Annotated in this window: 14 protein-coding genes; 10 read left to right on the top strand and 4 right to left on the bottom strand. The window is 47.2% G+C overall.

Translation table 11 applies throughout. The annotated features are described in order from the left end of the window. Positions 1 to 36: 36 nt before the first annotated feature. The 7 genes from tldD to HQQ92_RS17345 all read left to right on the top strand — a co-directional run bounded on the left by tldD (position 37) and on the right by HQQ92_RS17345 (position 9,282). Complete coding sequence (gene tldD / locus HQQ92_RS17375) at positions 37 to 1,485, top strand: metalloprotease TldD (RefSeq protein ID WP_113940074.1); 1,449 nt, start codon at positions 37 to 39, stop codon at positions 1,483 to 1,485. A 94-nt stretch (positions 1,486 to 1,579) separates the two neighbouring features. Then, entirely contained in the window at positions 1,580 to 2,962 is a 1,383-nt protein-coding gene (locus tag HQQ92_RS17370; RefSeq protein WP_173247152.1) for a TolC family protein, read from the top strand. Continuing rightward, the gene (locus tag HQQ92_RS17365; RefSeq protein WP_173247150.1) at positions 2,952 to 3,926 is read left to right on the top strand and encodes an HlyD family secretion protein; all 975 of its coding nucleotides are present in this window, start codon (positions 2,952 to 2,954) and stop codon (positions 3,924 to 3,926) included. Before HQQ92_RS17370 ends, HQQ92_RS17365 begins: the two co-directional genes overlap by 11 nt. A gap of 80 nt (positions 3,927 to 4,006) precedes the next feature. Continuing rightward, positions 4,007 to 5,224, top strand: coding sequence for an ABC transporter permease (locus HQQ92_RS17360; protein ID WP_173248704.1), 1,218 nt, complete (start codon positions 4,007 to 4,009; stop codon positions 5,222 to 5,224). Position 5,225: 1 nt separating this feature from the next. Continuing rightward, positions 5,226 to 6,416 carry an ABC transporter permease gene (locus HQQ92_RS17355; protein WP_173247148.1) on the top strand — a complete coding sequence of 397 codons (1,191 nt, stop codon included), beginning with the start codon at positions 5,226 to 5,228 and terminating at the stop codon, positions 6,414 to 6,416. Positions 6,417 to 6,638: 222 nt separating this feature from the next. Next, positions 6,639 to 7,526, top strand: coding sequence for an ion transporter (locus HQQ92_RS17350; RefSeq protein ID WP_173247146.1), 888 nt, complete (start codon positions 6,639 to 6,641; stop codon positions 7,524 to 7,526). 424 nt (positions 7,527 to 7,950) lie between these two features. Then, the gene (locus HQQ92_RS17345; protein WP_173247144.1) at positions 7,951 to 9,282 is read left to right on the top strand and encodes an APC family permease; all 1,332 of its coding nucleotides are present in this window, start codon (positions 7,951 to 7,953) and stop codon (positions 9,280 to 9,282) included. A 155-nt stretch (positions 9,283 to 9,437) separates the two neighbouring features. Here the strand turns inward: HQQ92_RS17345 and HQQ92_RS17340 are convergent, their stop codons facing one another. Both HQQ92_RS17340 and yjgA read right to left on the bottom strand, forming a co-directional pair. Next, the gene (locus HQQ92_RS17340) at positions 9,438 to 11,948 is read right to left on the bottom strand and encodes an Ig-like domain-containing protein (RefSeq protein WP_173247141.1); all 2,511 of its coding nucleotides are present in this window, start codon (positions 11,946 to 11,948) and stop codon (positions 9,438 to 9,440) included. Between the two features lie 29 nt (positions 11,949 to 11,977). Further along, positions 11,978 to 12,514 carry a ribosome biogenesis factor YjgA gene (gene yjgA / locus HQQ92_RS17335; protein ID WP_105251298.1) on the bottom strand — a complete coding sequence of 179 codons (537 nt, stop codon included), beginning with the start codon at positions 12,512 to 12,514 and terminating at the stop codon, positions 11,978 to 11,980. Between the two features lie 162 nt (positions 12,515 to 12,676). Between yjgA and pmbA the strand changes: the two genes are divergently transcribed. Then, positions 12,677 to 14,020: a metalloprotease PmbA gene (gene pmbA, locus HQQ92_RS17330; RefSeq protein WP_105251299.1), complete on the top strand. Its 1,344-nt coding sequence runs from the start codon at positions 12,677 to 12,679 to the stop codon at positions 14,018 to 14,020. Positions 14,021 to 14,271: 251 nt separating this feature from the next. Here the strand turns inward: pmbA and HQQ92_RS17325 are convergent, their stop codons facing one another. Both HQQ92_RS17325 and HQQ92_RS17320 read right to left on the bottom strand, forming a co-directional pair. Next, a complete protein-coding gene (locus HQQ92_RS17325) occupies positions 14,272 to 16,398 on the bottom strand; it encodes a TonB-dependent receptor (protein ID WP_173247138.1) in 2,127 nt (708 codons plus the stop codon). 245 nt (positions 16,399 to 16,643) lie between these two features. Beyond that, a complete protein-coding gene (locus HQQ92_RS17320) occupies positions 16,644 to 17,492 on the bottom strand; it encodes an ABC transporter substrate-binding protein (RefSeq protein WP_113940065.1) in 849 nt (282 codons plus the stop codon). Positions 17,493 to 17,758: 266 nt separating this feature from the next. On the opposite strand from HQQ92_RS17320, the gene HQQ92_RS17315 reads away from it, so the two are divergent. Further along, the gene (locus tag HQQ92_RS17315; protein WP_131523432.1) at positions 17,759 to 17,983 is read left to right on the top strand and encodes a ribosome alternative rescue factor ArfA; all 225 of its coding nucleotides are present in this window, start codon (positions 17,759 to 17,761) and stop codon (positions 17,981 to 17,983) included. A 208-nt stretch (positions 17,984 to 18,191) separates the two neighbouring features. Beyond that, positions 18,192 to 19,595, top strand: coding sequence for a class II fumarate hydratase (gene fumC / locus HQQ92_RS17310; protein WP_168825651.1), 1,404 nt, complete (start codon positions 18,192 to 18,194; stop codon positions 19,593 to 19,595). Positions 19,596 to 19,666: the final 71 nt, after the last annotated feature.

Raw genomic sequence — 19,666 nt, 5'->3', positions numbered from 1 at the left:
GAATATCAAGATCCCTTGGGGTCAAAGAGAGCATAGATGCCATTTTTAGCACAAGTAGAGCAAAGTTTATTGAAGAATGGGTTAGCGTTAGATGGCCTGCAAACCTATCTAAACACCATACATCAGCACAAAATCGATTATTCCGATCTCTATTTTCAAGGTAGTCGCCACGAATCTTGGGTGCTGGAAGACGGCATCATCAAAGACGGTAGTTTCCATATTGAACGCGGTGTGGGCGTGCGGGCCATCAGCGGTGAAAAAACCGGTTTCGCCTATGCCGACGACATCACTCCTGCCGCCTTAAGCGCTGCAGTACAGGCTGCCCGTGGCATTGCTAGTGCGGGTGAGCAGACTCAAGTACAAGCCTTTAAACGTCAAAAAGCATTGGCGTTATACGACAGCTTAGATCCGATTGCGGCGATGGAAGAAGTCAAAAAAATCAACCTGCTGAAAGAAGCCGATGCTTTTATTCGCAGTCTAGATAGCCGGATTATTCAAGTGGTGGTTAGCCTTGCTGGTGTGCACGAAGAAATCCTCGTTGCTGCGAGTGATGGCACTCTTGCGGCCGATATCCGTCCTCTGGTGCGTTTTAACTGTAGCGTGATTTTGGAAGAAAACGGTAAACGTGAACGTGGCGGCGCTGGTGGTGGTGGTCGTCATGACTACGGTGTTTTAATGGCAAGCGATGACACAGGTTTACCTATGTGTTTCGCCTTTGCCCGCGAAGCCGTGCGTCAAGCGCAGGTCAATCTAAATGCCATCGATGCGCCAGCGGGTGAAATGCCAGTGGTGTTAGGTAATGGTTGGCCCGGCGTATTGCTGCATGAAGCGGTTGGACATGGTTTAGAAGGCGACTTTAACCGTAAGGGCAGCAGTGCCTTTAGCGGCAAAGTCGGCCAGCAGGTTGCGTCTAAGTTAGTGACTGTGGTCGACGATGGCACCTTGCCTAATCGTCGTGGTTCACTGAGTATCGACGATGAAGGTGTACAAACCCAAAGAACCGTATTGATTGAAGACGGTATTTTAAAGGGTTACATCCAAGACAAACTCAATGCTCGCTTAATGGGTGTTGCGCCAACGGGTAACGGTCGCCGCGAATCCTACGCACATTTGCCTATGCCACGTATGACCAATACTTATATGACGGCCGGTGAGTCAGATCCCAGTGAGATTATTAAGTCAGTGAAGAAGGGAATTTACGCCCCTAACTTTGGCGGTGGTCAAGTCGATATCACTTCGGGTAAGTTTGTGTTCTCAGCATCCGAAGCCTATTTGATCGAAAATGGTGAAGTGACTCAAGCCATTAAAGGCGCTACTTTAATCGGTAATGGCCCTGAGGCTATGAGCCAGATTTCTATGGTCGGTAACGATATGGCTTTAGATCAAGGAGTGGGCGTTTGTGGTAAAGATGGTCAAAGTGTGCCTGTGGGTGTGGGTCAACCGACCCTAAAACTCGATAAGCTCACCGTGGGCGGAACAGCATAAAACCTAGAACCTTACGCTTATGGGTTCTAGTCGCTACCCACCATGAATGTTATCATTCGCAAAGGAAATTAGAGTAACTACTCTAGAGGTGTTAATGAAACTATCACGTGTAGTATGGCTGTGCCTATTATCATTGCCTTCGGCTGGCTATGCTCAGCCGATTAGCTTTACTGATGCTTGGCAGCAAGTGCTGAAGGTGAGCGACAAGTTGCAAGCACAATCGCAGGAAGTTAACCGCGCTAAGGGGGAACAAGAGGCGGGCGAGAGCTTAAATTTGCCCTCATTAGACATTCGCGGTAACTATATTCATTTGGATAAACCGATTGAGTTTGATCTGAAAGAATTAAATTCTGTGATTTCTATCCCGCCATCGCTTGGCGGCATTATTGCGGGTATTCCGCCGCTGCCCTTAAGTGAACAAGATATTTTTAGCGCCAGCTTACAGGCAATGTGGCCGATTTATACGGGCGGACAGATCACTGCGGCTCAAGGTATACACGCGGCTATGGTGGCCGAGAAGCAACAAGAATTACAATTGGCTACTCGTGATTTATTTACCCTGCTGGTGGATAGATATTACGCTGTCGATGTGACGTTGGCATTGGTGAATACTCAGACTGATCTGGTTGGCTCGTTAACTAAGCATGTTGATCATGCTTTAGCACTAGAGCGCGAAGGGCAAATTGCTAAGGTTGAGCGCCTCAATGCTCAGGTCGCCCTAGACAATGCTAAAGTCAATTTAGGCAGTGCTCGTCGGCAACACGAAATGGCAGTGATCGCGCTGGCACGTATGCTACAGCAAAGTCAGGTGAGCACAAATTCTCCCTTATTTGTACTGCCACAGGCTCCTTCATTCGCTCAACTCAGCCAAATTACCCTGAGCCAACATCCGGCGCTCAAATTGCTCGAAGCGAAAGAAACGCAAGCGAACGGTTTAATAGCGTTGGAAAAAGGTAAATACCATCCAACGGTTTTCCTCTTCGGTAACTACACCTTGTATGAAGAGGACACACTCTTGACGAGCATCACACCTGACTGGATGGTTGGGGTTGGGGTCAATGTACCACTGATCAGCCGCGATGGCCGTAGCGGTAAGGTCGAAGCGGCGAAAAGTGCACTCTTACAAGCTCGTTATACCAAGGCACAAACTAAACAAGACTTGAGCCTGCTGGTGGATCAAAGCTATCGCCAATTATTACAGGCCGAGGAAGAAGTGACGGCGCTCGATACTTCGCTCGAACTTGCTATTGAAAACCTGCGTCTTAGGGAAATCGCCTTTAATCAAGGGCTTTCAACCTCTATCGACAGAGTCGATGCGGAGCTGAAACTGAGCGCAGTGAAAACTCAGCAATTGGCTGCCCGTTATCGTTATGTGCAAGCCTATGCCAGATTAATGGCCATCAGTGGTCAATTAGATGAATTTATCGGTCGTACCACAGCCCCTACCCAAGTGCAGGAGACAAACAATGCGCGCTAACAGAATACTTGCCCTTGTGGCGTTGGTCGCATTAGGCCTTATCTTAGCCTATGGACTCAAGCTCGCTTATAGCCCGCAGCCGAGTTTGTTGCAGGGCCAGATTGAAGCCCGTGAGTACAATGTTTCGTCCAAGGTGCCAGGCAGAGTCGAGCAAGTGCTCGTGCGCCGCGGTGATAGTGTGGCCCAAGGGGATTTATTATTTGCGATCCGCAGTCCTGAGCTAGATGCAAAGTTAATGCAGGCCGAAGGTGGCCGTGATGCCGCTAAGGCGATGCAGCTAGAAGCCAACAACGGTGCTCGCAGCCAAGAAGTCATGGCAGCCAAGGAGCAATGGCTCAAGGCGCAGGCGGCGGCAACGCTCGCTAAAACCACTTATACCCGAGTCGAAAATTTATTTAACGAAGGTGTGGCGGCAAGACAAAAACGCGATGAAGCCTTTACCCAATGGCAAGCTGCAAAATACACAGAACAAGCGGCCTTAGCCATGTACCAAATGGCCGAGGAAGGTGCGCGGGCGGAAACCAAAGTGGCTGCGGCAGGTAATGCCCGTAAGGCTGAAGGTGCAGTGAAAGAAGTTAGCGCCATTATGGAAGATAGCCAAATGCGCGCACCTAAATCGGGTGAGATCAGCGACGTGCTGTTACAGGCGGGTGAATTGGCTCCCAGTGGTTTTCCGATTGTTAGTTTGATTGATATGCAGGATGCTTGGGCCGTGTTCCAAGTGCGAGAAGACCAACTTAAACGTTTCAAAAAAGGTCAAACAATTCAATTAACGATTCCGGCACTCGGGCAGGATGTGGATTTTACTGTGTCCCATATCAGTGTGATGGGTGAGTTTGCCACTTGGCGTTCGACCGAAAGTGGCCATGATTTTGATATGCGAACCTTTGAAGTGGAATTGCGTCCAAACCAGCCGATTACCGATCTGCGTGTCGGCATGTCTGTGCTGCTGCGTAGTGAGTAAAAGTCGTGACTGAACGTACGCCTCACGCCAACGCGGCGGACAAGATTAAGGGCGAATCACAGCCATCGAGCATAAGCTTTATGGCGTTGCTCACAGCGTTAGTTCGCCGTGAGCTGCGTGCCCTATGGCATGACCCTTGGCAGTTAGCGCTGATAAGTTATATTCCACTACTGGGGATTTTATGCTTATGGTGGTTGTTCAGTGCAGGTCTGCCAAGGCAACTGCCCGTGGCGATTGTCGACCAAGATCATAGTCAATTGAGCCGCATGTTGACTCGTCAGCTTAAGGCAAATCCAGTTACCGATCCGCAAAGTTTTACCGACTTATCCTCGGCGATAAGCGCGATGCAACAGGCGAAAGTCTACGCTATTGTGGTTTTTCCCTATGATATGAAAAAGGATTTACTTACAGGCCATAAACCTACAATTGATGTGCGCTACAACAGTCAATTTTTGCTGGTGGGTAAGTTACTTTCAAGCCAAATTCAGCTGAGTTTAGGCGACGGATTACAGCAAGTGGCGGGTTTAAAGCAGCTCGCAAATGGTACACCGAAATCCCAAGTCACAGTGAATTTAAGCCCAGTCAAAAGCCAAACAACAGCCCTGTTTAACCGAAATAACAATTACATAGGTTTCTTAGTACCGCCAGTGCTGATTGCGCTGTGGCAGTTGTTATCTATGTTAGTGATGGCAAACAGCTTAAATCGAGAGCTGCATTTAGCGCCTACCACTCAGGCCGATGGCATGTCGAATCTCTTAACTGAACATTTTTGGCCTAAGGTGTGGGCGAAAATGGTGCTGTTTACGCCGATATTGATGCTGCAGGGCGGCTTTATTTTAGCTTGGCTGTATTTGTATCTTGCTCTGCCGATGGCGGGGAGTTTAGCCCTATTATTGCTCGCGCAATTAGTCATGTTATTGGCAGTCTGGAGCTTAGTGTTATTAATATTTGTAGTGATGCGTGACAGTGCGCGGGTTATCAGCTTTTGTACCGCTTTATTTGCGCCAGCGTTTGCCTTTATGGGCATTACTTTTCCGACTCACGAAATGCCGCAATTAGCCCAGTGGTGGCGACTTATCATGCCATCGAGCCATTATATTGAGTCCCATGTTAGTATCGTGAGTTATGGCGCCACTTGGCCAAGTGTAGCGAGCCAAATCACCAGCTATTGGGGCTTTATCTGTCTGATACCTTTGATATATTTCCTGTCGCGTAAATTACTGCCTATCACAGTTAACACCAATGCTTCAGTGACGGTTTATGACTCGGACGCAGCTATATCTGCGAAGGGGCAATAGGATGAATTTATCCAATAGCGAACACGCAAACACACCACGTCAGCTCAGTCTGTGGCGACTGATCCTCACTGAATTTAAGGCCATTATTAGCGATAAAGCGATTGCTGTGACTTTATTTGGCGGTGTACTGTTTTATTCGGTTTTGTATCCTTTGCCCTATCTGAATCAAGTGCCGACCGAGCAACAACTGATCGTGGTGGACTTAGACCATTCTTCCCTAAGCCGTCAATTGATCCGTCATGCCGATGCCAGCGCAAAAATTCAAGTCATAGGTCAAGTCGGTTCGATTACCGAGGCGAAGCGTTTTATTGAGACGCGTAAGGCCCACGGCTTACTCGTGATCCCAGAAGGATTCCGCCGCGATTTATTGCTTGGTAAAGGTGTGACGCTAAGCTATGGCGGTGATGCTAGTTACTTTTTGATTTATTCCGCGGTTGTTGAAGGCTTAGTTAGCGCTGGAATGGATGCGGGAAAACAAGTGCAATTGATTGGCATGCTTGCTCAAGGACAAAATCCTAAGCAGGCCCAAGAGAGTTTAAACTCGCTTCATCTTAACAGTGTACCTGCCTTTAACCAGAGCCTAGGTTATACGCCCTATGTGGTACCTGGACTGTTCTTGCTGATTTTGCACCAAACCTTACTCATAGGTACTGGCATTTTAGGGGCTGGGCAATGGCGGCATAAAGGGTATTGGCAGCAGGTGTCACCGGTGCAATTAGTCTGTGGTCGTATTCTTGCTTTCATGTTGATTTATATCTTCTTTACCAGCTTTTATGTGGGCTATTGTTATCACTGGTATAACGTGAGTATTCAAGCGAGCCTTGGTTTAGTTGCGCTGTGGTTATTGCCGTTTTTACTGGCTACCGCCGCCGCAGGTATTGCCATGAGCACCTTGTTCACCCGCCGCGATTTACCCACCCAAGTGCTACTGCTGATCTCTATGCCTATTTTATTTGTGTCAGGTTTTGTGTGGCCGATAGCGTTGATCCCAGAACCTTTAGTACTCGGCTCACAGTTTATTCCCGCGGTACCCGCGATTATGGGCATGCTAGAACTCAATCAAATGGGCGCAAGTTGGGCGAGTGTGATGCCAAAATGGCTGCAACTCTGGGGCTTATTTGCGGTCTTTTTCGGCCTAGCGATGTTGGGGATTAAGCGTCGAGCGAGATTGTTGCTGATTGGTACCCATTAGTTTTTAGCGATACCTTAGATTTATATTTATTGGCGAGTGTTAATCGTTTACTGAGGACGTAATGACGTTTTACCCACCCCCTCATAAAAGTTGCTGTTCATATTATCCAAATCTTGCTCAATCCACTGCATTTAACCCTGTTGTTATTTAACCCACCGTAAAAACTGGGCATCTGAAAGCGCACTCGCTACAATCGCCGCAATTGTGATTATAGGAGTCGACATGAGTACATCTTTACTTAACGCACCAACGGGTTTGCAGGCACGAGTGATTAGCTTGGTTGAGCAAAACTGGTTTGGTCATTTTATTTTGACATTGATTTTAATCAACGCGGTGCAGTTAGGTATGGAGACCTCAGCCAGCCTGATGGCGCAATACGGTACTTTGTTGATGAGTCTTGATAAGGTGCTGCTGAGTGTATTTGTCGTGGAGTTATTGCTGCGGATTTATGCCTATAGGGGAAAATTTTTTAAAGACCCTTGGAGTGTGTTTGATTTTACTGTGATAGTGATTGCACTGATCCCTGCATCTGGGCCTCTGGCTGTACTGCGTTCGCTACGGGTGTTGCGGGTGCTGAGAGTGTTAACAATTGTGCCATCAATGAAACGGGTCGTGTCAGCTCTGTTGGGATCACTTCCAGGACTGGCATCGATCGCCACGGTATTACTGTTGATTTATTATGTGTTTGCGGTGATCGCCACCAAAATCTTTGGTGGTACGTTTCCGGAATGGTTTGGCACCATTGCTGATTCGTTTTATACCCTATTTCAAATAATGACGCTTGAAAGTTGGTCTATGGGAATTTCGCGGCCAGTGATGGAAGTTTACCCTTATGCTTGGGTATTTTTCGTGCCATTTATTCTGGTGGCTACTTTCACTATGCTAAATTTGTTTATTGCGATTATCGTCAATACCATGCAAACCTTCAGTGACGAAGAGCATGCATTAGAGCGTGAGCAGGACAAACAAGTCTTGGAGCAGGAACAAAGACAAATGCACGAGGAGTTGAAAGCCATCAGACTCGAGCTACAACAATTACAAACCTTGCTGCGCAGTGCTGCTGGTGATTCTTCTAATGTATCGACAAAGGGAGATATTGGTTCTGATTAAAGCAGATTGAGGATCGTGAGCTGATATCAAGTCTTGTACTTGGATTCTGTCGTTTTTCGCTAAGCCATCACAGATTGCGGATCACTTAATATTTTTATTGGGTTGTCTTCTTGTTGGTTTTGGGGGAGAATGCGCGCCGAAAAAATAACCGAGATACTCAGTATCTCGGTTATTTTTTATTTATGGCGTATGTGTTTTAAAACAATTGAGGCCGGTAAACATCCGGAAATGATATGAGGTTCAGTTGAACCTATTTTACTGAGGAAAGACCAATGGGGCTGTTGTGTACCGGATTGTCGGTAGTTGTTGTAAATCAAGTTGTTGCGTTAGCCATTAAACCTAGAGTGCAGACGGTTAGCCGCAAGCAAAAACTAATTGCAGATGCGTGCTTAGGTGTTCAACCCTGTACAATGGGGGTGTGCTGATGAGCCAACAAAATCCGGGTTTGAAGCAGACCCTCAACTTATGGCAAGTGGTGGTGATGGGGCTTGCCTATCTCACGCCTATGGCCGTTTTTGACACCTTTGGTATTGTTTCCGAGATCACCTCTGGCCATGTGGCTACGTCTTATCTATTCGCATTGGCAGGGATTTTATTTACCGCGTTTAGTTACGGTCATTTGGTACGTAAATATCCCTATGCGGGTTCAGCCTACACTTATGCTCAAAAAACCTTTAGCCCGAATGTTGGTTTTATGGTGGGTTGGTCATCGCTGCTGGACTATATGTTTATGCCAATGATCAATATGTTGCTCGCAAAAATCTATTTAACCGCCATGTTTCCCAGCGTCGAACCTTGGATCTTTATTTTCGCTCTTGTGACCATAATGACCTTGCTTAATCTCAAGGGGATTGATCTCGTCGCGAACTTTAATGGGGTGATAGTGTTTGCACAGATCGCCATTATTGTGGTGTTCATTGGTCTAATGGCCTATAGCATTTCCCTCGGTGAAGGCGAAGGTGTCATCGCGAGTGTGCGACCATTTTATGCCGATAATATGGCGATGGCGCCATTATTCACAGGGGCGACGATTCTGTGTTTCTCCTTCCTCGGCTTTGACGGGTTAAGTTCACTGACTGAAGAAACTAAAGATGCTCAACGTGTTATTCCTCGCGCGATTGTGTTGACGGCTTTGCTCGGTGGCGTGATTTTTGTTGGCGTGTCTTATTTTTTGCAGCTCTATTTCCCCGATATCTCCCGCTTTCAACAGCTTGATGCGGTATTGCCTGAAATTGCACTCTATGTGGGTGGTAATCTATTCCAGTCCATCGTATTAGTCGCGACCACCGTTGCTGTATTGGCATCCGGTATGGCTGCCCATGCTGGGGTTGCGCGGATTTTATATGTGATGGGGCGGGATAATATGTTGCCACGTAAAGGGTTTGCTTATATCCATCCTAGATGGCGAACCCCTGCATTTAATGTCTTGTTGGTGGGCGCACTTGCGCTATCTGCCGTCTCATTTGATTTGGAAATGGCCTTAGCCTTAGTTAACTTTGGCGCCTTAGTGGCGTTCACCTTCGTGAACTTAGCCGTGATTGTGCAGTTTTACCTAAGGGATCGACGTAATAAATCTTTTAGAGACCACTTACAATACTTAGTCTTGCCATTGTGTGGCGCCGGTACTATTGGCGTGCTTTGGGTGAACTTAGAGCCACAATCATTAGAGTTGGGGCTTATATGGGCGGCTGTGGGAGCATTGTATTTGGCTTTACGTAGTTTCCGGTTACGCCGCGCAGTAGAGCTACAAAATTAAGAGCTATAAAATTAGTGAGAGTCATGGCTCATAGATGCACAGCTATAACTAAAGATGTGTAGTAGATCTAAGGGCCGTGGGTTGTCATCCTCTAATAAAATCCTCCAATAAAAAGACCCGCATTCGCGGGTCTTTTTAGTTTGCTTAATCACGTTTTAAAGCGCTGGCACTGTGAAACCTAAGTTATCAGTGACCACATTTTTAGGGGTCGTGACTTTCACCGATACGCTGGTGTTGGCCGATGCCGTAAATTTCAGTGGTGAACCTAGACTGCCTTTCGCATACACAGTATTGGGAACCTCGAAGGTTTTAGGCGTTCCAGCACAATCCACGCAAAGTTCGATACTTGTCTGAGCTGGCATGATTTGATTCGCACTGTCGTGGACAAATACTACAAACTCAGAACTAGCACCAACGGCCACAGGCTTGATGTCATTCACACTCGGCAATAACACACCGTCTTGCATCACACTGATATAAGCCTGTGAGCCTGACATGCTCATTACTAAGGCTTTGCGGATATAGGTTTTATTGGCTTGGCCTTTGCCGCAGAGTGCGCTTTCGCATTGTGGACCGTTAAATTTACCATCGGCAAAACTATATTCTTTTGCTTGAGTATTCCAAAATGGTTCGGCTGAATTCCTAATGCCATCTTCATTGTCATCCCTAAACGCATCACCTAGATCACTAAAACCACTAGGAAGATAGGCTTCGATGTCCATACCATTGCCTGTGCATTTTTTCACAACGCCTGAATTCGTTAAACAAGCCAAGTCAGGCACAGGCGTGCCATTGATGTCTTTACTAACATCAGCATCATCAAAGATGTTATTGCCATTGGTATCGAAGAAGGTTTCGTGACCTAAGGCATAAGCGAGAATCGTGATGCGGTGATCGGGTACTCGTGCAGTTTGTGAAGTCCAAACAACGCTACATGTCCCATTTTTAGTTAAACATGATGTTGGGATCTGGCCACCTTCTGTCGTGAAGTTGACAGCAGTATCATCGGGCGCTGGATTACCAAAACTATCGGAGGCTCGTATGGTGATCGTTGCAGTTTCACCATTAAAGTCACCTGCTTCTGGATTGAATACTGTCGTTGATAGACTAAATCCAAGCTGTTGCGGCAAGCCAGTATTGACGGTCAGTTGCTCTGATTGGCTAGTGATAACTTCTTTAGTATCAGTATCAACTGCAGTAGCGACTACGCGCACTGGCGTGGGGACTGTACCGGATAATACGCGCACACTGGCGATACCTTGGGAGTTAGTCAGGCTTTGCGCATTCGCAGTGCCATTGGCAAAACTTAAACCACCGACAACCGTATCTAAGGTAAAGCTGACATTCTGTTGCGCTGCGGGTTGGCCATTGGCGCTGGTGACTTTGAAGCTGACTAAAGAGGATTCGCTTGAACCTGTGCCGCCCGCACCTTTGATGCGAATTTGTGCAGGCTCTGCCGACTCAAAACTTAAGCTGGCAAGCGTTTGGCGTTGCAGTGTGAATAGGAAATTCGCCGTGAGCGTTTGATTCCCCGCCACTGTCGTGGCGATGATTTGGTCGCTACGTCCACTGTTACCACTGCAACTTGTGTCTTGGAAGGTCGAGCTTGCATTACCCGATAAAGTCGTAACTGGGGTATCGAGTGTGGCGTTATTGTTTGTGGTGCAATCTGAGCTAAAGCTGATGGAAGAGGGTGTTTGCACTCGCGTAACCGTGCCGTCATTGGCCTCTAATACTAAACTTGCACTTACACCAAAACTACCGCCTGCGCTGATTTTATATGCGCCATCGGCATCGGCGGTTAAGGTGCTAGCCAGTTTACCTTCGGTAAAGTCAGCGCCATTGAATGAGCCGAGTTTCAGCGTGCCTTCTTGATTGACGGCATCTTTACTCAAGACTTCATACAAACTGCTGGTTTGCAGCGATTGACCTTGATAGTCCACAGTGACTGTTAAGGCATTTGCCCCTAATTCAGTTGCACTTGGCGTATAGGGCACCTGCGCAATACCTTGAGTGTTGGTCAACGCACTGGTTGGATTGAGCGCCGCTGAACCAGCAGTAAAGGTGACTTTAGCGCCTTCGATACCTTTGCTTTCGCTATCGAGCAATATGGCTTGTAATTGCACCGACTCATCGACTTTAAAGCGAGTGACTAAGGCTGAGCTGTTTAAAATACTGGCGCTGAGTTTGGGTGCAGCAGGAGAAGTACCATCGCTAGCACTTAAAAACTCAAAATTGCGGGTAGCTGTTAGCGCCGTTGTGGAATCATTTGGGGTTGTCGTTGCAGTAATTATCCCTGCATTGACAAGTAAATCAGGATTACTAACGATAATAATGGCTTCACCGTTATTGTCTGTTAGTTTGCTATTAGGTGTTAATACACCAAGGTCTGTCGTAAAGTCTACTTTCTGATTGCTCACTGTAGCTGAGCCTTTCTTTAACTTCGCGACTGCGCAAAAGCCTGTGTTTTTAGGGAAACTTTGGAGTGAAGTAACACTGCCGCATTCAGAACCCGATAAGGTTTTAAAGTCGATAGACAGTTTATAGATACCGTCAGTGGCATCTGTGCCACCGTTATCTTCGTCCGCAGGGCCGTTACAGGCCCCGAGTCCAAATAGTCCAATAAAAAGCAAAGCTAGGCTACATAACGTTTTGCTAAGTCGCATAAGCAACATCCTTGTGGGGCTGAAGTTAATTAGTCTTGGATTTCGCTGCGTAGATATTTAAACAGCTCTTTAGATGATTTTGATTCAGGGCCTTTGGCCAGTTCTTTGGTGGCTTGACGCACCAAAGTACGCAGTTTTTGTCTGTCTAATTGCGGATAATGCTCGACGACAGTTTGAATCTCATCATCACCTTGGGTGAGTAAGCGTTCACGCATTTTTTCGAACATCTGCAACTTCGCGGTCTCGTTGTTGTTTTTATTCAACACGATAGCGAGTGAAGCCTTGATAGGCTCAATATCAAAATTACGCATCAATTTGCCGATATACTGCATGTGACGACGATACGCCTCAGTATTGACCTTGATTTTACGTGTTTGCAGGATAGCGTCGTACAAAAACTCATCCAGCTCGATTTTATCTAGCTGAGTCTTGCTCAGTGAAACAAGCTCCATACCGACTTTTTGCACGGCTTCGCTATCACGCTTGTCCGTTGTTTTGCTGCTGACATAATCTTCATCTATGTCGTAGGGCTGTTTAAAATGTTCTGAATCACCAACAATCTTCATATAGATAAAACCTCAAGTAAATAACTGGCTAATAATAACATCTCCAGCCAAAAATCGCCTAGGTGAATGTGCCTTAGCCCATAGTCCGGCACTAATAATTAATGTGAATGGGTTTTGTGTTTGTTATGCTACGGCAATTGCCGACAACGAAAGAGTAGCTTTGTGTCTTTGAACAGAATCGATAGTGAATTAGGCGCGCTGAAAGATGCGGTGGCCGTGGCGCTGGAATATGCCAACAAATTAGGAACGAACGCTGCCGAAGTGGCGATCAGTAAACAACAAGGTTTGTCGGTTTCTACCCGTTTAAAAGAAGTTGAAACCGTTGAATTTAATAAAGATGGTGCCTTAGGGATTACGGTTTACCGCGATGGTTGCAAGGGCAGTTCATCGACGTCGGATTTAAGTCCAGAGGCCATTGCCCTCGCGGTGAAAGCGGCCGACGATATCGCCCGTTATACTTCTCCCGATCCATTCAGTGGCCTTGCCGATAAAGCCTTGATGGCAAATCAGATCCGCGATCTTCAACTGTATTATCCACAAGATATTTCCCCCGATGAGTTAGCGCAACTGGCAATCCGCGCCGAAACTGCGGCGCTCGATGCCGATCCACGTATCAATAATTCCGACGGCGCCAGTGCCAATGCTCACACCGCGGTTAAAGTGTATGGCAACAGCCACGGTTTCTTAAACGGTTATTGCAGCTCGCGTTATAGCTTGAGTTGCAGCGTGATTGGTGAAGATAGCGAAGGCAATATGCAACGGGATTACGATTACACTATCGCCCGTAAATTCAGCGAGATGCTTGCACCTGAAACGGTAGGTTTAAAGACCGCCGAGAAGACAGTAAGCCGCCTCGGTGCGCGCAAGATCGCGACGACGCGTTTACCCATTTTATTAGCGCCAGATATCGCCACAGGGTTAATCGGCCACTTTATCGGAGCGATCAGCGGTGGCAGTTTATACCGTAAATCCAGTTTCTTATTGGATTCGATCAACACCCAAATCTTCCCCGATTGGTTCAATATCGAAGAGCAGCCGCATTTACTGGGCGCACTGGCGAGCGCGAACTATGACAGTGAAGGCGTGGCGACCCAAGACAGACGCATTATTGACCGCGGCATGTTAGAAACCTATTTGCTGACCAGTTACTCGGCGCGCAAGTTAGGCTTAACCAACACGGGCCATGCGGGCGGTATTTATAACTGGACGCTTGGCCACACAGGCCAAACCTTCGACGAATTGGTGAAAGACATGGGCACAGGTTTGATTGTGACCGAAGTCATGGGCCAAGGCGTGAACATGGTAACGGGCGATTATTCCCGTGGTGCGGCGGGTTTCTACGTTGAAAACGGTGAGATCCAATATCCAGTGGAAGAGATCACTATCGCGGGTAACTTAAAAGAGATGTTCCGTGGCGTGCAAGCCGTGAGTAAGGATTTTGATTTGCGCTCATCGATTCGTACCGGCGGTATCTTGTTATCTGAAATGAAGATTGCGGGTAACTAATCCATAGTGTCACTCGTTCAGCCGTGCTGCATAGTGCGCTTAAGTCGTCTCAGTGCTTTAGTGCTAGTATTTTAGTCTTGGTAGCATGAATGTGGTTTGAGCATAAAAAAGGGCAAGCGATTAATCACTTAATCTGCTTGCCCTTTTTGTTTAACGTTCGGATTAGATCTGTTCGACCTAAAAAGCCGTGCAGTTAAAAACCATGTGGTTAAAAACGATGTTGTTAAAAACAGTGCCTTTAAAATCAGTCGTTAAAATGCATAGCTTGCGCTGAGTTCGAACGAGCGACCTGCACCGGCAATTTGGTTAAAGCCATTGGTATTATCGGCCTTAAATTCCGCTACACTTACGCCGCCCAGTGGCAGCTCATAGTAGCTGTCGAACAGGTTATTCACGGCGAAGGTGACAGTCAGATCCTGCCATTTCATACTGCTGTTCAAATTGAGCAAGGAGTAACTGTCGGTTTCATTTTCAAGGCGGCGGTCATCTACGCGATCTTTGGTCGCAACCCATTGCCATGAAAGACTGTTTTCCCATTGACCTAACTGATGTTGCAGTGCCAGCTCAGTTTGCAACGGCTTGATTTGATATAAAGGTTCATCACCTTCATCTCGCTCGCCACGGGTTACATTCACTTTGCCTAACACTTGCCATTTACCTGTGCTGGTTTCGGCAAACTGGTAGAGCGCATTAAAACGTGCGCCATAGAGATTGGCATCTAAGTTAGTGAATTGGAGAATATTGCGTTTGCCATCAGGCGAACTGGTGCGATTGAAGCTACCAATGACTTCGGCATCGACATAGTCAGTCACAGCTGTGTACCAAGCTGTGGTCGAGACTTGCCAGCTATCATCGTTATATTTGTAGGCTGCGCTCAGGGTATGGGCGGTTTCTGGTTTAAGATCCGGATTACCTACGTAACCATTACCATCACCATACCAACCTATCATAGTGGTCGCCATAGTGCCGCGGCCCCAGCTGTAACGTTCGTACAGATTAGGTGCACGATTCTTGCGGGCTAAACCAAACTCAAGTTGTTGATTGGTCGATAATTGATAGCGTGCCAGTAAGGTGGCATCGATCAGATTATCATCACGTTTTCTGTCCATCGCATTAAAGGCTTTTGCCGCTTCTGCGTCGACATTGGGCATGCCCATCATAGGCATGTTGCTATAGGCTTGGACTTCACCTGTATTGGTGGTGACATACTCAAAGCGAACGCCCGCCGATAACCACCAGCTTTGACTTAAATCTTGCTGCCATTCGCCATAAACGGCGGCGCGGCGGCGTTCACCATCGTTGATGTTGATGTAGTCATTGGGCGCCATCATAGTGCCAGGCACCGCAGGCCAAACATCGTCGAGCTGGTAGCTATAGTATTCTTGGCCGACCAGTAAGGTGCTGTCATCACCCATTGGCAAACGCCAGTGTAGTTGATAGCTGTAGTCATCACCTTCAGTGTTCATTGGCATCTTGCCGGTTTTTTCTGGGGTGAAAAAGCCCATCTCGTGTTTCACGCCGTGCCAGTTTACTTGGGCACTGAATTCACCGTCATCGTCGAGTTTGAGTTGATAACGGGCGAGGGCACCGTAACTCTTGTTATCCGTCATATCCATATATTGGTTAGCAAAACCTTGGAATGGAATATTTTGGTGGGTCAATTTGATGGCAACTTCTTGAGTCTCATCGCGCCATGCGGCTGTCAGTGCATGGTTTTGTGCGCGGTATAGAGTATCTATGACTTTATCGCCATTGCCATCTTTATAGCTGTTGGCATCTTCATAGGCGCCTTGATAGCTAAGGCTGACATTTTGGCTGGCAACTGTGGCATTGGTGCCGAGTAGCAAGGTGTCGCTCACACTGCGATATCCCGTTGAGATATCACCGCTATTCCACTTGATGCTATCGCTTTCACCAAATTTAGGGTTAAGGCTGCTAACCTTAATCACGCCCGCAATATTGTCGCCACCGGCACTGACTGGCGATACGCCCGCAATCACTTCGGCTGCGGTGACTTGATTGGCGGAAATATAGGACAGCGGTGGATTCATTTGGTTTGCACAGGAGGCAGTAATGTCCGCACCATCGACCAGCACTTTGATGCGATCGCCCATCATGCCATTGAGGATAGGTAGGGCCGATACGCCGCCCGCTTCGGAGAAATCGACTCCTTGCCCTTTCAGTAGATTTTCAGCCGAACCTAAGGCGTTACGGTTTTCGGTCTGTTGGCCATGGACCTCTAAGCGTTCAATATTGGCTAATTCGCTGTCGTCAGCCATGGCCTGTGGCGCTAGTGATAAACCCATGGCGATTGCGAGGGATGAGGAAATTACTGAAGTTTTAAACGGGTGAGATAAATACGCAGAATTTGCAGCCATCTTATTGTCTTCCATTCACTTGGATTAATTGCGCTGCATTATAAAGAGCATCTCAGTGTGGCAGGTGCGGCATATTGTCGCAGAGGGTAACAAAGCGAGTTAAAACATCAGAATATGGCTTGAGCAGAAGACAAGTTTTCCACTTTTTAATCAGTTAGGCATGATTCTCTTAGCTCTTTATTGGTACCTCAATTGATAAGAGGTCCAATAGAACTCTGCGTTAGCGGTACTTTTTGTGATTTAAGCTAGCCAAAATACTTGCTATACAAGCGCTGAGTTTCACCTTGGGAATCCATGGCGGCGAGTGCTTTGGCAAATTCAAAGACTTTAGAATCTGGTGTTAACACTGTGGGACTGTTATCTGGGCTGATGGGGATATCGGCGCGATAGTTGGGGTTGTGTTTACCGCGGTAGTGGCGGCTTTTTTTCGAGAAACCGAGGTACATTTCCTGCGGTAATTCGCTGTAGTGATAGTGGAGTTTAAACTGGCTTTGGTCACGATTTTTGAGGTAATAATACAAAGTGGTTTGATCATAAATAAAAAAGTCACCTTGGTTTGAAAGTAAATAATCCAAGGCTTTAGGGACGGTTAGCTCAGGCGGTTTGCGTACCTTAATTTTGTCGGGTAAGCCGCCAAAGTCATAACTGCCGGGGGCGATTAAGAGGGTCATCTCATTATGGGCTAACTGTTCAATGGAGCGAATATCGGCGGCGCCAGCACGGCTAATGCCAATCGCACGTTGTGAAAGTCCATTGGGGATAAAATGCGCGTATTGAGCCCGCTCTTCGGTGAAATTAAGGCCGGGATAAAAATCGATATTGCCGAGTTTGAGATCCCGCAGAATACGTAATTTAGGTGCGCGTACCACATTGAGTTTGCAGCCAATCTTGTTCGCCGCCGCTTGGTAGAGTTCGTGATAAAATCCCGTGTTATTGGACTCGTCTCCGATAAAGGGTAAGCGTTCGCTGGTGCGATACCCCATAGTCATCACGCAGGAGTCTGAACTGGAAAAAGCACTGGCAAGCGGGGCTTGAAGTGTTATCAGTAAGAGCAGTGCGCCGAGCCAAGGTTGAGCGACTAACACGGATGCCAAATTGATCTCCTTATCTGTCGATTACAAAGTGTAACCTGAGTGCCAATAAAGGTTATGGCAAAATCCACTCACTAAACCTATTAATAAAATCTTATTGATTATTAAGCTAATATATTATTTTTATTTAAATAATCTATCATACTTTCCTACTAGTCAAAGTCATTTTTTATGTTGGAGTGCACAAACTCTGTACATCTGATTTGATTGCGTTATAGTTTGCGCTGTTAGGCTATGGGCTTAACTTTCATTAAGCAGTGAGGCATAAAATGACTAAGCAAAAACCGCAAAATATGCCCTTAGAACACGAAAGTGGTCGAGGCACCATTACCGACAACGCACTAAAAGCGTTAGTGACGAGTCCCTTGTTTAGGACCCGCACCGAGAAAGCGAAAAAGGGCAAAGGGTCATACGACCGTAAAGCACAAAACCGAAAGGGGCATCAGCACAAGGGCGATGCCCCTTTTGACTTTCTAGGTCTGCGCTTTTGTTAATCTGCTTTTTACTGTTTTAGTTCGCTGCTTTAGTCTGCTGTGTTAGTGCCTCGTTAATCCTGCCAATTCATGCTCCTCCACCTGCCTTTACGCCAATCTTTACGCTTAAATCAGCCTTATTATTGATACTCCTTGTTGGAGGTTAATTGTACTTTCGCCCTGAGCGAGTATGGTGAACGCTTAGAGCGTTTTAGCGAAGGAGATGCACATGGCACAGCAATATCGAGTTGAACACGACACTATGGGTGAGGTGAAAGTCCCCGCCGATTGTTATTGGGGCGCACAAACCGAGCGTTCGCGGCAGCACTTTCGTATTGGTGCTGAGGCATCTATGCCTGTCGAAGTGATCCACGCTTTTGGCTATTTAAAGAAAGCCGCAGCCATTACCAATCAACAGCTTGGCGTCTTGCTCCAAGATAAAGCTCAACTGATTTCCCAAGTGTGCGATGAGCTGATTGCAGGCGAACTCGATGCGCAATTTCCTTTAGTGATTTGGCAAACGGGCTCGGGCACGCAAACCAATATGAACGTCAATGAGGTGATTGCCTATCGCGGCCATGTGCTCTCGGGTGGGCAACTTATCGATGCGGTTAAATGCTTGCACCCCAATGATGATGTTAACTGCTCGCAATCCTCCAACGATACCTTTCCCACCGCCATGCACATTGCCGCCTATCGCCAAGCCGTTGAGCTCGTTTTGCCCTGCATGAGGTTATTGCAGCAGAGTTTACAGAAGAAGGTCGAGGAGTTTGCGCAAATCGTTAAAATCGGTCGCACGCATTTTATGGATGCAACACCGTTAACCTTAGGCCAAGAGTTTTCGGGTTACGCCGCGCAGTTAAGTCATGCCATCGAAGGCATTGAGCACAGTCTCAAGCGTGTAGCCGAGTTAGCTTTAGGTGCGACCGCCGTGGGCACTGGGCTGAATACACACAAGGATTACGCCGTTAAGGTGGCGGACAATATCGCAAAACTCACGGGCTTGCCCTTTGTGACGGCGCCGAATAAGTTTGCTGCCCTTGCTGCCCACGATGAATTAGTCTCCCTGTCGGCGGCCTATAAAGTGGCGGCGGTTAGTTTAATGAAGATCGCAAATGATATTAGGATGTTAGGTTCTGGCCCGCGCTGTGGCATTGGTGAGTTATTACTGCCTGAAAATGAACCCGGTTCGTCGATCATGCCGGGAAAAGTGAACCCGACTCAGGTCGAGGCTATGACTATGGTGTGCGCGCAAATCATGGGTAATGATGTTGCCGTTGGGATTGGCGGCAGCAATGGTCAGTTTGAGCTCAATGTGTTTAAGCCGATGATTATTGCCAATGTGCTGCAATCGGGGCGCTTATTGGGGGATGCTTGCCAATCGTTTAATGATCATTGCGTGGTCGGCATAGTGGCGAACGAGCCACAAATCGCGCTGCATGTGGAGAACTCACTCATGTTAGTGACGGCGCTTAATCAACATATCGGTTATGAAAAGGCCGCTAAGATAGCCAAAAAAGCCCATAGCGAGCATAAGACACTGCGCCAAGCGGCATTAGAACTTGAGTTTGTCACGGCAGAAGAATTCGAGCTTTGGGTCGATGCCAATAAGATGTTGGGACCCGATGCTTAATGCTTAATTCATAACGTCTCATCCTAGCTGCTGATAAATCAGCGAAATTGAGGCTGGCAATGAATCAAGAT

The organism is Shewanella sp. DC2-4 (assembly GCF_013248875.1).
Lineage (GTDB): Bacteria > Pseudomonadota > Gammaproteobacteria > Enterobacterales > Shewanellaceae > Shewanella > Shewanella oncorhynchi.
This window is presented reverse-complemented; position numbering and strand designations above follow the sequence as displayed.

Bases quoted from the DNA above. Each gene is read 5' to 3' on its own strand.
- HQQ92_RS17360 (WP_173248704.1), top strand. From the start codon at position 4,007: ATGGCGTTGCTCACAGCGTTAGTTCGCCGTGAGCTGCGTGCCCTATGG.
- fumC (WP_168825651.1), top strand. From the start codon at position 18,192: ATGGCACAGCAATATCGAGTTGAACACGACACTATGGGTGAGGTGAAA.
- HQQ92_RS17370 (WP_173247152.1), top strand. From the start codon at position 1,580: ATGAAACTATCACGTGTAGTATGGCTGTGCCTATTATCATTGCCTTCG.
- HQQ92_RS17340 (WP_173247141.1), bottom strand. From the start codon at position 11,948: ATGCGACTTAGCAAAACGTTATGTAGCCTAGCTTTGCTTTTTATTGGA.
- HQQ92_RS17365 (WP_173247150.1), top strand. From the start codon at position 2,952: ATGCGCGCTAACAGAATACTTGCCCTTGTGGCGTTGGTCGCATTAGGC.
- HQQ92_RS17345 (WP_173247144.1), top strand. From the start codon at position 7,951: ATGAGCCAACAAAATCCGGGTTTGAAGCAGACCCTCAACTTATGGCAA.
- yjgA (WP_105251298.1), bottom strand. From the start codon at position 12,514: ATGAAGATTGTTGGTGATTCAGAACATTTTAAACAGCCCTACGACATA.
- tldD (WP_113940074.1), top strand. From the start codon at position 37: ATGCCATTTTTAGCACAAGTAGAGCAAAGTTTATTGAAGAATGGGTTA.
- HQQ92_RS17315 (WP_131523432.1), top strand. From the start codon at position 17,759: ATGACTAAGCAAAAACCGCAAAATATGCCCTTAGAACACGAAAGTGGT.
- HQQ92_RS17350 (WP_173247146.1), top strand. From the start codon at position 6,639: ATGAGTACATCTTTACTTAACGCACCAACGGGTTTGCAGGCACGAGTG.
- HQQ92_RS17355 (WP_173247148.1), top strand. From the start codon at position 5,226: ATGAATTTATCCAATAGCGAACACGCAAACACACCACGTCAGCTCAGT.
- HQQ92_RS17325 (WP_173247138.1), bottom strand. From the start codon at position 16,398: ATGGCTGCAAATTCTGCGTATTTATCTCACCCGTTTAAAACTTCAGTA.